This window comes from Bacillus sp. FSL M7-0307 (assembly GCF_038627835.1).
Classification (GTDB): domain Bacteria; phylum Bacillota; class Bacilli; order Bacillales; family Bacillaceae; genus Bacillus; species Bacillus altitudinis.
Genome location: NZ_CP152023.1, coordinates 3,232,820 through 3,249,445 on the forward strand (window position 1 = coordinate 3,232,820; position 16,626 = coordinate 3,249,445).

Consider the following 16,626-nt stretch of genomic DNA (forward strand, 5'->3'; position numbering starts at 1 on the left):
GCAGCTTTTTTATTTGGTCGCTGAAACGGTCAGCGTATGCTGTTCATTATCAATGACAAACAGGTTATGTTCGCCCTTTACTGCGAACTTCGTTTGTTTCTCATTCATCCAGACATTCTGTTCTGTCAGTCCAAGTGTTGAAGGAGAGATAGGCATGATCTCGCGGAACACCATCGTATTCGCCAGACCATTTTGAATCACATAATCGGTTTTCTCAGTGGTCAGCCGCTCAACGGTATCACCTTGCTCACTTTTGACCGAGCTAAGTGTTTGCATTCTTTGCTTCAGCACAGACTCTTCTTTTCCAAGGAAAGAAAGTAAGTACTCATACGAACCCGCAGATGCGGGTGATACGTAGGAATTGAACTGTGCTGGTCCGATGGATAATGGTTTCAATTCATCTGCGTTTTGTAGCGCATCAGGTTGCACATAATACGTCTCTGATGCTGTTTTGATTTGAACGACTTGTTTATTTTTAGCCACAGCCTTTACTTCTTGTCCAAACGATAATGTGACGTCTGCCTTTTTTTTCATGGCCCTGTCTGTATAAACCGTCATTGGATCTGCCTTAACTATGGCCTGTTGATCAATCTTTTTCATATCATCAGGGGCACCTTTTGTCTCATGGTTCGTTGACTGGGGCGCCTCTGTTTTACCTGAAGGAATTGCACCAAATGTCGCAAGTGTACGAAGCGGGCGATCCGAAAACATTGAAAGGGCAAGTAAGATGGTTAAAACAGCTATCATGGTCACTTGAAACGCTGGTCCAAAAAATGAACGTCGTTTCTCGTTCTCATGATAACGAGACACCTTCTCTGTCTTTTGTACGCCTTTTCGACCTTCTTTGTGCTTCAATTGGTATTCCTTTTTTTCTTTCTTGGAAAGCTTGTTAAACCAATCAACAAACTCCTTATACTCTTTCACAACCTTTTTCGTATCATCAAACATACGAAGTTCACCATAATGCATCCAAGCAACCCGATCACAGATTTTTTGGATTTGACTAATGGAGTGACTGACAAAAAAGATCGTCTTTCCTTGTTCTTTGAATTCGGTGATGCGATCCACACATTTTTGATAGAAGGTTTGGTCTCCTACAGACAGTGCCTCATCAATAATGAGGATATCTGGATCTATATGTGCTGAAATAGCAAAACCAAGACGGGATTTCATTCCGCTTGAATAGCTCTTTACAGGCTGGTCTATAAAGTCTCCAATATCCGCAAACTCTACGATTTTTTCATAAAGATCGTCAATTTCCTTATTTGTCAGACCCATCATTAAGCATTTTAAACGAATGTTGTCTTTACCGCTTAACTGATTGTTCAGCCCTGCCGCAATGGCAATTAACGATGGCTGGCCGTCCATATCAATCTCACCACTTGTCGGTGGAATGATTTTCGCTAGAAGGTTCGACATCGTGGATTTCCCAGAACCGTTGATCCCTACAAAACCAATCGTCTCTCCTTCATAGACATCAAACGACACATCACGAACGGCAAAGAAACCTTTTTCATTTTTATTAGGAAAAAACAGCCCTTTGATCTTGTCAGACTGCTTTTTATATAAGACGTATTGCTTGGATACGTTTCGAAACGAAACCTTTAGTTTCATCGTATAATCTCCTTACTTTTTAAAGAAAATCGACAAATTTATCCCTAAATTTCATATGAAGCAATGAACCGACTGTTAAAAAAAGAAGCGTAATCAGCCAGAAATAAAGCGTATATTTCACATCATGGAAGAACCATTCTCCCTTTAACAAGCTATTTCTGAAACCATCAATAATGTAGAAAAGAGGATTTAATCTTAAAATATCTCCTATCCATGCTTTGTCTCCAGTGAGCTTCTCTGAGATATTCCAAAAAATCGGCAGCAAAAAGAAAAGTAAACGTGTCACTGATTGTAAAAGAAATTGATAGTCCCTTACGAGTACACTAATTGTTGAATTAAACAAACTAAACGAAAACATAAACGCGATCATACATATAAGGTAGTAAATATATTGTAGCCAATGCGCGTCAGGATATATGCCATAAGAAATCAGCACAATAAGATAGACACCCATCATGACAAAATAGCTGAACAAGTTGGACATGATGACCACAGACGGCAGCGCACTAATCGGAAAATTCATTTTTGATACCATATTAATACGTTTAAACACACTGTTTGATCCATCAAGGATCGTCGGACTAATGAAGAACCACGGTATTAATCCAGCAAGCATCCAGATGATAAATGGAACCTCCATGCCTCCAATGACAATTGGCTGTCCTCCACGAATGCCTAAACCAAAAACAAACCAGTAAGCCAGCATTTGAATCAATGGATTTAAAAACTGCCATAAAACACCTAAATAATTCATCTGATATTTTGATTTTGTTTCATAAACAGCAAGTCGCATAATCAGCGAAAATGAGCTGATTTGCTCCTTCAGTATCGTCAACATTGCGTTCATTCTAATCTTCCTTAGATATAAGTTTTTGGGATCACTTTTTTAAAAAGCACCGCTCATAATTGTAACAGAAGTTGAGGAATATTTCACTTATCAGGAAATACACATCATAAACAATATAAAAAGGAGGAAGCTACTTCCTCCTTTTTAAAATTAAACTTTCAATCTTGATAAGAATCGGGTAATATTCGTTGAACTTTTTAAAGAAATGTTTCCTTTGGCCGTTTCGTATATTTCTACCTGAAAAGGTCTTAAGTTATACCTATTATATAGTCTATCTGTTAATAAATTTTTTCTTAATCTAAAGTGACGATCTTGCGAGCAGTAAAAAAGGTCATATGTCTTAAACCCTTCAAAGAAATGTTCCCATTTAATATTGAACTCTGTACTTGATGTTCTTTTCAGAAAAATTACTTCTCTTGTTATTCGATTTTTCAAATAGAATGTCCCTGTTTCTATTATTGGCTTTTCTGCTAATATAGAAACACCTTCATCATTCAAAATCAATTGTTCTACTTTTACATTTATATTTTCAATAGATAGGTTTCCGTTAATAGTGAAAAAGAGATGAAAATTAGATTGATTGCAATGATTAAGGGCCCCCTTGTACATTTGCTTAGAAATTCTAAATTTATCTTCTTTGTCGTTTCTTTGAACAATAAGATAAATATCATATGTTGCAATTTGATTCAAATCTTCTAAAGAAAATTCCGCATTTAATTGACCAACATCATTTGTAAATGTATTGATCAATTTTTTTTCCGATAAATTATGTCTTGACTCAAAAGAAAGAAATACCTGAGCATCATTAAACGTTTTTGGTATATCGATATCTCTGAATATAATTTTTTGACCATCAACATCTATATGATTTATTTTGATAAATTCTTCTTTTAGTACTTTAATTTCAAAGAGTTCATCCGGAATATTGAGACTTTCGTTTCTAAAAAAGGGAAGGGCCCAATAGTATTTACCATTCTCTTTTAATATATTTCCTTTTTGATTACCAGCTAAATAATATATTAATTCCTCATGAAGCTCATTCAAAATAAAGTAGATATATAAATTACTAGTAATCCCTAAATCATTGTCAAAGATATTATCAATCTTTTGTAAAATCGGTTTAATTTCTTTATAAAATACGTGCCTAAACTTTTTATCCCAAACGATATTTTTAATCGGAAAGAACAAACGTTCAATATTTCTTTTAAGAAATTCATTTAAAAGCTCTTTATCACCATAATTCTCGAAATATTCTAATTGATATTTAAGTGATTCTATCCGATCTTGAAAGTTTCGTAAATCACCATTTAATTGAGTTATTGACTTTTGAGTTGCTTCTTCTCCTCTTTTTCTCCAAAGATAAACAACATCCGTAATGATTGATATTTTTTTCGCATATAAAAATGCCTTATGAACCATTGGGCGATCTGCATATAGCATACCTGGAGGCATAAAACATTGATATTCAAAGATCAACTCTCTCCGAAATATCTTGTTCCAATAAAATCCATCATAAAAAACATCAGGATAATCTTTTACTTTCTCGATTAATTTATTCTTTTGCCAAACTTCTCTTTCCTTTTTATAAATAATTTCTTTTTGAAAACCGTTTATTAAGATATTAGGCCTTCCTATCACAATATCAGACTCAGTTTTCTTTGCTTCTAAATATAATTTTTCATAGGCATCAAGAGGAAGAATGTCATCTGAATCCATGAGCGTAATGTATTCTCCGGTTGCATATTTTAATCCGTGATTCCCCGCATTGGCGCCCCCACTATTTTTTTGATGAATTACCATCATATTTGAATATTTTTTTTCATATTCATCTAAAATTTCGGCACTATTATCAGGACTCTCATCATTTACTGCAATAATTTGCAAATCTGGCAATGATTGATTAACAAGTGAATCAAGGCACTCCTTCAAATAGTATTCTGTATTATAAACCAATACAACAACGCTTAGTTTATACTGACTCATTCGATAGTTCACCCACTTGATTCGTCATTCTTATGTTGACTTGATTATGAAAATTGTCCAAAACTATTTTCATGATGGTACAGATTTGTTCAACTTCACTTAAGGATAGTTCTGTGTACATTGGCAATGCTAAAATTCGATTACTAACATATACTGCTACTGGCGTTTCACTTGAATCAAATGTATAGCAACCGAAGTCATTACAAAGAGGATAGAAATATTTCCTGGTAAACAAATTATATGCTTTCAATTCTTCATTTACATAATCTCTCATCTCTTGATTTTCTAAAATTATTGGAAAGTATGAATAGTTGTGATGGACATTATCATCAATTGCTACAACATTAATTCCTGGTATCTCAGATAATTTTTCTTCATATTGATGATAAATTTTTTTTCTTGTTATTATATCTTGATCAATTTCTTCCAAATTCACTAATCCCATAGCAGCTTGGAATTCATTCATCTTTGCGTTAATTCCAATATAATCAACTGTTTCATTTGAAGTAATACCAAAATTTTTCAAAGCTTTTAATTGTTGAATTAATCCTTTCTGTTTAAAACAAAGAACTCCACCTTCAATCGAATGAAAAACTTTGGTTGCATGCATACTAAACATAGATGCATAGCCAAATTCTGCAATCGGTTTACCATTTATTTTAATTCCAAAAGCATGTGCTGCATCATAGATAACAGGTATTCCATAATCCCTTGAAATTCGATCTAATTCATTCACATCACAAGGGTTTCCAAAAACATGCACTGCTACAATTGCTTTTGTTTTTTCAGTAATGAGTTTTTCAATATGATTGATATTGATATTGAATGTATTTGGTTCTATGTCACAAAAAACTGGCTGGAAACCTGTATTTTTTATTGCATGAACTGTAGAAGCAAAAGTAAAAGGTGTTGTAATCACTTCACCCTTTTCTTCTATTGTTTTTAAAGCAATTTCTAATGCTAAGTGGCCATTGGTAAAGAGTTCAATTTGGGGTGCCCCAAGATATTCTTGAAGATTTTTTTTAAACTCTTCATGTAATGGACCGTCATTTGTTAACCATTTATTCTCCCAAATACTTTTTATCTTATCCGTGTAATATTCAAGTTTTGGAAGTTTTGGTTTTGTCACATGAATTGGCGTTTGAAATTTAAATTGTCTTATCATTTAATTTCTCCAATCAATTAATGCTTCTATCGAGTCTACGTCAAACACAGGGATGTCAATTGCTTTAATTTGATCTCTTTCGCTAAAAGAATCATCAATAAATATAGAAGGTATTTGATTATCTACAAACTTTGATTTCATATCTTCTTTTTTTAGATGAATGACACGATCAAAAAGGTTAATGTGGATTCGAAGCTTTTCCAAAGTTTCTTTGATATCATTGATATGCTTTGTAATTAGGATAATTTCCTTCTCATTATTAAAACATTGATATAAAAATAACATTAAATGAGGATTAACTTTATCTTTATACGTAATCGTATCATCAAAATCCACGTACACTCTTTGATAAGAGTATTGAATGCTAAATCGATTAATCAAAGCCCTGTCTACTTCAAGGTTCACACCGTTATCTTCTATTTTTATATCAAAATCCATTCGATCATATAAACTCAGTAAAGGGAAGTTTACACCTTTGTTACGATATAATGCCATAGTTCCTGCAATTCGCGGTGCCACTTCTAACAACTTGTATTGACCGTTCACATCTTCTTTAATTTGAAAAAACCAAGCTCCTCTAAATTTAAGATGTTTATTAATTTCTTGCGCTATCTGTGTTGTTTGCTCATCCATCGGTAACGTGGAAGAGTTTACACTTATACCACTCTTAATACGCTTTCTTTCACGTCTCCCAGTATATTCAAGTTCTCCATTTCTATTTGTAAAGCAATCTATTGTATATTCTTTACCTGGGAGATATTCTAGTATTAATAAGTCGGATTGATTATTTTTATAAAACTCCAGCTCTTTTTTATTTCTTGCAAGTGCTACTCCTTTTGATCCTTGTCCAACATCTGGCTTTAAGAATACGGGGAATGTATCTACATCATCAACCTTTTCATACATTTTTGGAACAAAAGATTGTTTTTCAAAAAATTCATACGTTTTCTTTTTCGATCTTGAAATCTCACAAGTCAATTGATCTGATGTTATAACTATGGCATGAAGTCGTTCTCGATTCTGTGCTAAATTTAATACCACACTATCATGTGCAGGGAAAATAAAATCAATTTCATTTTCTTTAATTATACGATTTAATTGATCAATAAAGCCTTCGTCATGGATATTTGGCATACCCTCTATATAATTCTTATATACATACTTACCATGATCAGAGACGCTGGAAGCACCGATCAATTCAAAGTCTTTTGAGTACTTAAGAGAATTGTGAATCTCCAAGCCAATCTCAGAACCACATGGAAACACTAGAACTTTTTTCATTGTTACCTCCAATTATTTTTTGAATACTGTTTCGATAACTAATTTAGCTGAATTTCCTGTTTCCAGGCTACAATACTCTTGGAAAAATTCATTATATTTTTCTTCATATTCTTTTTCCACACGATGAATATTTTTTATCGCATCAAATAACTCTGTTTGTTCCTGTAATACTGGACCTGGCAAGTCCTTGTACATATCTAAGTAAAAACCTCTTATCTCCTGTTTATAAAGTTGATAATCATAAGCATAGAACAATATCGGCTTTTTGCTATTTGCATACTCAAAAAACACAGAAGAATAATCCGTGATTAAAATATCACTGACTAAATACAATTCCTGAATATCATCATATTTAGATAAATCAATGATTGAAGAATGTTTGCTTGGATTAAGCACTAAATAATCTGAAATTAAATGGTGCATTCTTAAGATTAATACATAATCATCACCAAATTCATTCTGGAACTGATCTAAATCGAATTGTATCTCAAAGGAATGGTTCCATGATCCATTGGATTCATTATCTCTCCAAGTTGGAGCATACAATATAACTTGTTTTTCCTTAGGAATACTCAACTTTCTTTTAATGGATTCAATTTTTTCTATATTATTCGTTTTATAAAAAATATCATTAGATGGATAGCCATTTAATATGATCTCTTTTTCAAACTTAAAAGCCCGCTTAAAGATATCACCAGAGTATTTATTAGCTGCCAATAGAAAATCCCAATTACGAGATTCTAAATAAAAATTTTCCCTAGCCAATTTTTCAGGACCATCTACTTCTATGTCATAACCCAATCTTTTTAAAGGCGTTCCGTGCCATGTCTGGATATACACATTACCTTCTCTTTTCCGATGTACCGGGAAAATAATATTGTTCACCCAATATTTTGAAAGCGCCAGGTATCGATAATAATCTTCTTCTTCTCTACTTACTACAATTGGGTTTCCTGGTAATTTCGATTCTCCTTGATAAGACCATACAAATTGATACTCTTCACCATATCCATTTTCCAATAAGTATTCATATATATATTTTGGATTTCCTGAGTAACTTTTTCCTAAAAAACTTTCAAAGAAAATCATTTTCTTATGAATTGGATGATTATCACAAGTATTATTAAAGATAGTTTTACCTCTAGCGATATTGTATGTCTTAATATATTGTTCATTATCAGTAAACCAGCATGCTAAGCTCTCTTTTCCCATAGTTACATATATAATAAGCTTGAAGTTATCTTTATATTCATTATTTAGTAGATACCTATCTTCTTCTCTTGAGAAATCATTATAACCTGTCATATCTACTAGTTCCTTATAACAGATTCGTTTCTTATCATCCCTTATTTGCAAAAAGAAGTCCCATCTGCTATTGAGATCCAAATGTTGTTTTAATTTATCTATCAAAATAATTTTTTTAAAAATATATTTATTCTTTTCTTTCTGAAAATCTAAAGAGTAGCCATATGACTTGTTATTGTCTCTTCTTACTGCAATTAATTCTAATTGTCTAACTGAATATTCATCTGAAAATTGGATTACTTCCCCCTCAATATAAAAGTTCGAGCCTACACTTTTTAAATTTTTTATATGCTGAGTAAAAATATTTTTTTTATAATCAAAAGATAGATTTCCGTTTTTGGTTTTAAAACTTTTTAATTTTAAGTTCAAATCCTCTGAATATGATGTAAACCCTTGATTATTTATGCTAAATACAGTTCTCTTACGAAAATATTTACTATAAAATTGAAGAGTAATATACACATCCAAAGTTCCATTACTATTAAGATCTACAATATCTTGAAGATTAAAAACAGAGATGTTTTTTTTAATTTTGCTCTTTAAAAATCTGCCACTCTCACGATCTTTCAAAATTACATATTTATTAAATAAACTAAAGCCTAAATGATTAACAACTAAATGGAGTTCTTCTTTTTTAATTTGGATTTTCACTTTATGTTTACTTATTTTTGACTTTAATATTTTAGAAACTAATTTTTTAATTTTCATTTTTAGTCTTCGTAACCTCATCTCAATTACATTTTTCACAATAGCAATAAAGAAAAAATTCCCCATTCATGGTGTTGAATAGGGCTTTTCAAAAATAAAATATTACTTTACTGTATTGTATGCTTTTTGATAGTAATTTTTATACTCATCGTCTATAATATTTTTAAACCATAGAGAGTTATCTAAATACCAATCAATTGTTTTTATAATACCTGTTTCAAAATGATATTTCGGCTGCCATTGGAGTTCTTTTTCTATTTTTGTTGGATCAATCGCATAACGTCTATCATGACCTTTTCGATCTCTAACAAAGGCTATTAAGTCTTCGGTAACCGTGTGATCTACCTTCTCATTTAAATAAGTTATGATTTTTTTCACAAGGTCAATATTTGTCTTTTCGTTATGTCCGCCAATATTATATACTTCTCCAAGTTGGCCATTTTGAATAACTAAGTCTACAGCACTGCAATGGTCTTCAACAAAAAGCCAATCCCTAACGTTCAATCCATCTCCATAAACAGGGATGCTCTTTTTTTCAATACAGTGATGAATAACAAGTGGTATCAATTTTTCTGGAAACTGAAATGGTCCATAGTTGTTAGAGCATCTTGTAATATTCATAGGGAATTTATACGTATCAAAAAACGATTGTACCAGTAAATCACCCGAAGCCTTACTAGCTGAATACGGACTATGAGGATCTAAAGGTGTTTCTTCTGTAAAATACCCTTCCTCACTCAATGAACCGTACACTTCATCTGTTGAAATCTGAATAAACTTTTTTCCTTCTTTATAAGAGTCTGCATCTGTTTGCCAGAATTCTTTAGCTGTATTCAAAAGATTCAATGTACCAAGCACATTGGTTTCCACAAATACTTGCGGATTTTCGATACTTCTATCTACATGAGATTCAGCTGCAAAATTCACTACATAATCAATTTCGTTATTTTCAAAAATTTCACTCAATAATTCCGAATCCTTAATATCACCTTTAATAAATTTATAATTCACGAAATGTTCATATTGAGATAAGTTTTCAAGATTCCCTGCATAAGTTAGTTTGTCTAGATTTATAATTTTTATATCTGTATACTTGTCTAACATATATGATATAAAGTTAGAACCAATAAAACCTGCTCCACCTGTAACAAGGTAAGTTTTCATTATTCTCTCCTTTGTAACTTCTATTTAAGAATGACTTCTTTATTTTCAGCTAAATCTAATAAGTATTTGCCATATTCAGTTTTCGTTAATGGTAGAGCTAAACGAGAAAGTTGTTCTTCATTTATATACCCTTTACGATAAGCAATTTCTTCTAATGAAGCGACATAGAGCCCTTGTCTATTTTGAACTGCCTCAATATAATTACTTGCCTCTAGTAAACTTTTATGTGTACCAGTGTCTAGCCAAGCCATTCCTCTACCCATAATTTCCACTTTCAATTCACCATTTTTCAAATAAAAATCATTAATAGAACTAATTTCAACTTCCCCTCTTGCAGAGGGTTTAACATTTTTTGCGATTTCCACCACTTTATTATCATAAAAATAGAGACCAGGTACCGCATAGTTTGATTTAGGTTGGCTAGGTTTTTCTTCAATGCCAAGAACATTTCCGCTATTATCAAATTGGACAACACCGTAATCCTCTGGATTCTTTACATAATACCCAAAAACAAGCGCACCTGTCGTTAGTTCTACTGCTTTGTTTAGGATTTCAGTTAAACCTTGTCCATAAAATATATTATCACCGAGCACAAGACACACATTATCTTGGCCTATAAATTCTTCTCCAATAATAAAAGCATCTGCAAGTCCTTTAGGTTCTTTTTGTACCTCATAACTTATTTGTATTCCTAAAGTTTCTCCCGTCCCTAGAAGACGTCTAAATTGTTCTAAATCATCTGGGGTAGTAATAATAAGTACTTCTTTAATACCACTTAGCATTAGAACTGATAGTGGATAATAAATCATTGGTTTGTCGTAAATGGGAACTAATTGTTTAGAGATACCCTTTGTAATTGGATAAAGCCGCGAGCCCGTACCACCAGCTAAAATTATTCCTTTCAAGATGATCCTCCTATGAAAAAATACTCAGAAAAGCCTTAAATCCTAAGAAATTATTTGTTTTTTATTTGAATATCAGCTTTATAATAACATATACCTAATACAAAGTTAATAGTTAAAATTCGGTCCTAAATTACAATTCTAAATAAATAAACCAAAAAAAGCACTATTAAGGGATTCACTCTTAGGCATGAGGATCCCTTAGTAGTGCTTCTCAATATTCCTTTTTAAATACCACTTCCACCACTCGCTTCGATGACTTTCCACTCTCTAGATAGCAGAATTTTTCATAAAACGGTGCGAATGAAGCTGGTAATGTAAAAGTCGGTTGTTCTGTTTCTCTTACCCATTCAATGACACTTGCTGTCTCTTTCACAAGCGGCCCAGGTGCTTCTTGTTCAAAGTCGAAGTAGAATCCTCTGAGCTTGTCACGATATGTTTCGATGTCTGGTACATAGAACAGCATCGGACGTTTAAGGTTTGCATAATCAAAGAACACGGAAGAGTAATCTGTAATGAGTAGGTCGGAAATCATATAAAGGTCTCGAATGTCTTCGTAATGAGAGAAGTCATAGGCAAAGCCTTCATATGGTCCGAGATCAAAGTTTTCCGCTACTAAATAGTGCATACGAAGGATGATGATATATTCTTCTCCGATTGATGCTCGTAGCTCATGCAGATCAAGATCTAAATCAAATTTGTACTGCCCTTTTTTATAAAATTGATCGTCTCTCCATGTCGGTGCATATAAAATCAATTTTTTATCAAGTGGCAAGTTCATTTTTTGTTTGAGCGCTCTCATTGTTTCGTCATTGTTTTGATTGTGAAGGAAATCATTTCTCGGATATCCTGACTCAATCATGGTCTTTTGGAATTGGAACGCACGGGTAAAGATTTCGGTCGAGTATGCATTAGGAGAAATCAGATAATCCCAATTCGATGCTTCTTTCGTGAAATTCTTTTTGTACTTCTTCGTGTTTGTTCCAGGCATATGCACTTCGTCCATGTCCATCGCCAGTCGTTTTAATGGCGTGCCGTGCCATGTTTGTAAGTATTGGGTGTGTTCTGGTTTTGGAACCCATAGCGGCAAACGACTGTTTACGACCCAATACTCGGCTCTTGCCATTGCAAAAATCCATTTCAATGACAGACGATTGATATAGTAGATGCCCTTTTCTTTAAATGGTGCTTCATGCCCTTTTTTAACACTCCAGATCAGCGTATATTCAGGGTGATTTTCTTTCATATATTCATAAATAGCACGCGGGTTACAGCTGAATTGTTTTCCATTAAAGCTTTCAAACACAACAGTTTTCTTTTTGACGGACAGCTTACTCGCCAGCTTAAAGGTTGTTTTAAAGGTTCTTGTTACAAGACGATTTCGAATTTTTTTGATTTTCCCAAATTGCTTTTTGAATTTCTTCCACTTGCTTTTCACGTAGTACTTAGCACGTGTCTTCATGGTGTAATCATTAATTCGAATACCAAGGGTTTGTCTTTTTTTCTTTCTGTACACTTCATAACGAATTGGTACGTCGTCTCTTTTATGAATTTGAACAAGCCCTTTGAGTTTGTTTGAACGATCTCCAAGTACCAAAGAAGCAGTTGTTAATGTTTCCTCCACTCCGTTGACGTCGCAAATAAATTCTAGATAAAAGCGGTATATAAGACGTTTATTTAAAGAATAAGTTAACTCCTCTAAAGGAACTTCTGCTGAAAATTGATACAGTTGTGGTGTTTGATGGTCGTCACGATATTGAATGACTTCATCTTTTTTATGTGTCATCTTGACAGGAAAACGATGCTCAACTGGTTCCTCACCATTTTTCTTCAATAGAAGCTTTACTTCTTTGATCTGATAAGGATGCTCTGCACTTAGAACGCCTGCATACCCAGATAAAGATAGCGTGCATTCTTTGTTGAGCTCGATATGATGGAATTTCACAACTTTGAGCTCCCGTTTGATTTTCAATGAAGCATTGCCTTTGTCTGTACGATATGGAATAACATACAACAGCGCTTCTTTATTTTCTAAAAATGTCAGCTCTGGCGTTTCAATTTCCATTTTCAAACGACGTTTATAATATGGTGTTTTTTCTTCTATTTCGGAAGTCGCGCTGGTATCCGCTTCTTTTGCGTCTTCATCCTCTTCTTCCGAATCAGAATCATAGGCTGAGTCTTCAAGCTCGTCTTCGTCCTCTTCTTTGTTTGCGCTCAGATAGTCCGTGACATACAAGTTGTATGTCTGGCCTTGCTCTAACGCAAGCGGAAGCGATGCTTCACTCAGTACCAATTTGAATAGATTCCCTTCTTGATGAACAAGCGGGAGGAATAGTTCTTGTTTTGAGACCCTTTCCCTCATAAACAGATAAAACTCTCTATCTGCTAATGGCATGTCATCGTAGATGCGAACGAGCATTTCCAATTTTTCATGATGATTTTTTAAACCTTCAACGACACTCTTCTTATGGATTCCCTCTTCAATCATTAATCGTTAATCTCCTCTGTTCAAAAATCTTACCGTTATTTGTATCATTATTTTACTTTCCAAGAATAGTTCCCCTGTTTCGTTTGATACGACCAACCATCAATTGAAGATGGTTTATTGGTAAGGAGCTCTCCCTCTACTTCTAGACGTTGCAACACTTCTTGAAGTTCTTCTGTTTTAAAGCGGATGTAAAAATCCACAAATTTTGTTTGGTTGGTTTCGATGTTTTTCTTTGTTTGAAAATGACCAATTGGGAAACTGACTTGATCATTCTCATCAATTGTTTGAGAAATGATTTCAGCTCCATTCACTCGATCATATCCTGCAAAATCAATTTCCACATGATCCACTTGGCTCATTTCGTCTGTCATCTTAAGCTGAAGATGAAGAACATGGTGTTCAGAGCTAAGATCATGCAGTACCCATTTCGTGCGATCCACGATCTTTCTCAGCTCATCTTTACGTATACGGTTTTCCAGCATCTGATGAAGTACTGTTTTCCAAGCTGACATTTCATCAGAAGGCACATGGTAGAAATAAGTTTGTTCTCCTAAAACCTTCTCAACATCTTCTTTATGCTTAGTATCGCCAAAGAAGACGGCATCCACTTGCTGTTTTCTTATTTGTTTAAATAATTCTCCATATTGAGAATTGATATGGAGCGGATTTTCCTCATAATGGGCTTCATGCACAAAAGCAGCATAATAAGTTGATTCCGGTTGATCTATTTTAAACAAGTGGCGGTCCTGGTCCCGGTCCTCTGTGACCATCAGTTTTAACCGGTCATTTTGTAATTGAATGCTGGATAGCCATTGTTGTTTTATATCCGTCTTCTTTGTAAACGTTTGAATTCCTGTACTTTTATACCAATTTATGTGCCGAACTGGATTCTTTTTTGCATCACCAGCATAGATGATCTCCATAAAAATGCTGCCATCGTCCTTGATCAATTCCTCTAAATAGAGGGCACCTGTATGAGGAACAAAACTTTGAACTCTGCGTAAAGCTCCCTGCCAATTGTATTCTTCTCTCTTCAATAATTGTTGCTCTTCATTATATTGATCAATCATACAGATTGGGGAAGAAGGCAGTTCATATCTCGTCACCTGAATGGTTGATGTATCTGCCGGTATGACTGCTTCATTAATGGATTGAGGTACTTCACCTGCAATAAACTCCGAATAATATCTTTTACTTCCGCTCTCTGGCAGAATGTAATGTTCAAATACATTCAGGATGTCAATTTGAGGATGAAACGTCTCCTCCAAGCGGCGAATACGGTCCTTCACATTTACATCGAAATTCAAAGTTAAAATCGAAGTATGTTTATGTTTCTCAGCCAATGGCTCTATTCTTGCTTTTAAAGACTTCGTTAAGCCGTCTTCCTCATTTGGTACGTCACCTACAATAAAGTAGTAGTCCATATCAGGAATTTCAACTAATGCCATCGTTTCATTTTGTTCAGGTTGATCCAATGTATCTTTTTGTTCAGGTTGATCCAATGTATCTTTAACTTTTTTCTTCATCCAATTTTGAAACAAAGAAAGCTCTCCTTAAAATTCATGATAACTCGCTCATTGTATTTTACATGAAAAAGCACTTCTCACCAAAAGATAAGAAGTACTTTTTTCATCTATTAAAGTCCAGCAATTTCTTCCTTAATTTGAGTTGTCGAGATACCTTCTGTTCTCTTCAAGTAAACGACTTCGCAATGCTCTTTCAAGAAATCGAATTTACCTTCCCAGTCATCTCCCATGACAAAGACATCAATGTCATGTTCTTGTACATCGCGGACTTTTTGATCCCAGCTGTTTTCTGGAATAACTTCGTCTACATAACGAATAGTTTCAAGAATCAGCTTTCTATGCTCGTAACTGTGATAAGCTTTTTTTGATTTTTGTAGATTAAACTCGTCTGTAGAGATGGCCACCACTAAGTAATCTCCGAGCTGCTTTGCACGTTCTAGCAGCTTAATGTGCCCCCAGTGTAATAAATCAAATGTACCGTAAGTAATAACTTTCTTCATTGCAAACATGAACTCCTTTCTTTCATCCTTATTCGTCTGCTTCAAGCAGTAATGTTATCCGTAATCCTATTATCATCGATCATTTTTTCGCTCTTCGGAACTTCATTATATCACAACGCCTATGAAAGGTTAAGAAAATGTAAAGACAAACTATTTCCAATTTATTGGGTGCAGGAGGAGAAGACCGAGAAATCAATATTTCACAAAGGATCGTCCATATGAATTAATGAAAATGTCACGAAATTTAAAGGATTGTAAAGTTATTGTTAATATTTCATGGAGCAACTGTGATAAAATGATGAGTAGGCGAAGAATGAATTTACAATGAACGTTTCATAGATAACAAAATGAAAAAGGAGGTCTGAACAATGCAAACAGAAGTGGTCTCTAACCTTTCTTATGTTAATGGTGACTTAGATGAATTTATTAGCTATATCAACCAGCATCATATTTCCCAGAGAAGAGGCGCCATGATTGCGACAGTGAATCCAGAGATCGGCTATGCTGTCATGAAGGATGATGCATATCATCAAGTGGTTTCTTCCGCGGATTATGTACTGCCGGATGGTGTAGGTGTTGTGTTGATGTCACGCATGACGCAAAGTCCATTGAAATCAAGAATTGCAGGTTTTGATGTGTTCATGTCTATGCTTGATCTCGCAAACAAGCAATCTAAAAGTATTTTTTTATATGGGGCGAAAGAAGAAGTGCTCGAGGCTGTCAAACAGCGAATTGATACGGAATATCCAAATGTGGTGATTGCAGGCAGCTGTGATGGTTATCAAGCGGATAAACGATTTGTGGCAAAACAAATTGCTCGTTCAAAAGCAGATATGGTGTTTGTTGCTTTAGGTTATCCAAACCAAGAGAACTTTATTTATGAATACCGTCATTTGTTCCCGCAAGCTGTTTGCATCGGTTTAGGTGGAAGCTTTGATGTATTTAGCGGTACGGTGAAGCGTGCACCACGCTGGATGATTAAAACAAATACGGAATGGCTGTACAGACTCATTGTCAATCCGTGGAGATGGAAACGAATGCTGAATATCCCAAAGTACGCTTTTGCCGTATTAAAAGAAAACAAAGGGAAAAAGCGCTACTATCCTGAGCAAGTAAAAGATCAGACGAAGCAGCTGTGAGAGA

General features: G+C 34.2%; 12 protein-coding genes. 1 reads left to right on the top strand and 11 read right to left on the bottom strand.

Going from position 1 to position 16,626, the window contains the following annotated elements; genetic code table 11:
- Positions 1-9: 9 nt before the first annotated feature.
- From tagH to tagD, 11 genes are all read right to left on the bottom strand, one after another.
- Positions 10-1,614 carry a teichoic acids export ABC transporter ATP-binding subunit TagH gene (tagH, locus tag MHI41_RS16595; RefSeq protein WP_342494323.1) on the bottom strand — a complete coding sequence of 535 codons (1,605 nt, stop codon included), beginning with the start codon at positions 1,612-1,614 and terminating at the stop codon, positions 10-12.
- Positions 1,615-1,633: 19 nt separating this feature from the next.
- Complete coding sequence (locus MHI41_RS16600; protein ID WP_008343200.1) at positions 1,634-2,461, bottom strand: ABC transporter permease; 828 nt, start codon at positions 2,459-2,461, stop codon at positions 1,634-1,636.
- A gap of 150 nt (positions 2,462-2,611) precedes the next feature.
- Complete coding sequence (locus MHI41_RS16605) at positions 2,612-4,444, bottom strand: glycosyltransferase family 2 protein (protein WP_057078978.1); 1,833 nt, start codon at positions 4,442-4,444, stop codon at positions 2,612-2,614.
- Complete coding sequence (locus tag MHI41_RS16610; protein WP_039170374.1) at positions 4,431-5,609, bottom strand: DegT/DnrJ/EryC1/StrS family aminotransferase; 1,179 nt, start codon at positions 5,607-5,609, stop codon at positions 4,431-4,433. The genes MHI41_RS16605 and MHI41_RS16610 overlap by 14 nt, the downstream gene beginning before the upstream one ends.
- Positions 5,610-6,890: an ATP-grasp domain-containing protein gene (locus MHI41_RS16615; protein WP_116306317.1), complete on the bottom strand. Its 1,281-nt coding sequence runs from the start codon at positions 6,888-6,890 to the stop codon at positions 5,610-5,612. It lies immediately after the preceding gene.
- 12 nt (positions 6,891-6,902) lie between these two features.
- Positions 6,903-8,903 carry a CDP-glycerol glycerophosphotransferase family protein gene (locus tag MHI41_RS16620; RefSeq protein ID WP_057078975.1) on the bottom strand — a complete coding sequence of 667 codons (2,001 nt, stop codon included), beginning with the start codon at positions 8,901-8,903 and terminating at the stop codon, positions 6,903-6,905.
- Positions 8,904-9,005: 102 nt separating this feature from the next.
- Positions 9,006-10,067: a dTDP-glucose 4,6-dehydratase gene (rfbB, locus tag MHI41_RS16625; RefSeq protein ID WP_057078974.1), complete on the bottom strand. Its 1,062-nt coding sequence runs from the start codon at positions 10,065-10,067 to the stop codon at positions 9,006-9,008.
- A 20-nt stretch (positions 10,068-10,087) separates the two neighbouring features.
- The gene (gene rfbA / locus MHI41_RS16630; RefSeq protein ID WP_057078973.1) at positions 10,088-10,972 is read right to left on the bottom strand and encodes a glucose-1-phosphate thymidylyltransferase RfbA; all 885 of its coding nucleotides are present in this window, start codon (positions 10,970-10,972) and stop codon (positions 10,088-10,090) included.
- Positions 10,973-11,183: 211 nt separating this feature from the next.
- A complete protein-coding gene (locus MHI41_RS16635) occupies positions 11,184-13,457 on the bottom strand; it encodes a CDP-glycerol glycerophosphotransferase family protein (protein WP_282833353.1) in 2,274 nt (757 codons plus the stop codon).
- Between the two features lie 47 nt (positions 13,458-13,504).
- Entirely contained in the window at positions 13,505-14,998 is a 1,494-nt protein-coding gene (locus MHI41_RS16640) for an alpha-glucosyltransferase N-terminal domain-containing protein (protein WP_272511174.1), read from the bottom strand.
- A 95-nt stretch (positions 14,999-15,093) separates the two neighbouring features.
- Positions 15,094-15,483 carry a glycerol-3-phosphate cytidylyltransferase gene (gene tagD / locus MHI41_RS16645; protein WP_008343212.1) on the bottom strand — a complete coding sequence of 130 codons (390 nt, stop codon included), beginning with the start codon at positions 15,481-15,483 and terminating at the stop codon, positions 15,094-15,096.
- 368 nt (positions 15,484-15,851) lie between these two features.
- Here tagD and MHI41_RS16650 point away from each other — a divergent pair, with 368 nt between their 5' ends.
- Positions 15,852-16,622 (top strand): WecB/TagA/CpsF family glycosyltransferase, encoded by a 771-nt coding sequence (locus MHI41_RS16650; RefSeq protein ID WP_007499915.1) that lies wholly within the window; start codon positions 15,852-15,854, stop codon positions 16,620-16,622.
- Positions 16,623-16,626: the final 4 nt, after the last annotated feature.

Coding starts and splice junctions, on each gene's coding strand:
- tagH (WP_342494323.1), bottom strand. CDS start 1,614: ATGAAACTAAAGGTTTCGTTTCGAAACGTATCCAAGCAATACGTCTTA.
- MHI41_RS16600 (WP_008343200.1), bottom strand. CDS start 2,461: ATGAACGCAATGTTGACGATACTGAAGGAGCAAATCAGCTCATTTTCG.
- MHI41_RS16605 (WP_057078978.1), bottom strand. CDS start 4,444: ATGAGTCAGTATAAACTAAGCGTTGTTGTATTGGTTTATAATACAGAA.
- MHI41_RS16610 (WP_039170374.1), bottom strand. CDS start 5,609: ATGATAAGACAATTTAAATTTCAAACGCCAATTCATGTGACAAAACCA.
- MHI41_RS16615 (WP_116306317.1), bottom strand. CDS start 6,890: ATGAAAAAAGTTCTAGTGTTTCCATGTGGTTCTGAGATTGGCTTGGAG.
- MHI41_RS16620 (WP_057078975.1), bottom strand. CDS start 8,903: ATGAAAATTAAAAAATTAGTTTCTAAAATATTAAAGTCAAAAATAAGT.
- rfbB (WP_057078974.1), bottom strand. CDS start 10,067: ATGAAAACTTACCTTGTTACAGGTGGAGCAGGTTTTATTGGTTCTAAC.
- MHI41_RS16635 (WP_282833353.1), bottom strand. CDS start 13,457: ATGATTGAAGAGGGAATCCATAAGAAGAGTGTCGTTGAAGGTTTAAAA.
- tagD (WP_008343212.1), bottom strand. CDS start 15,483: ATGAAGAAAGTTATTACTTACGGTACATTTGATTTATTACACTGGGGG.
- MHI41_RS16650 (WP_007499915.1), top strand. CDS start 15,852: ATGCAAACAGAAGTGGTCTCTAACCTTTCTTATGTTAATGGTGACTTA.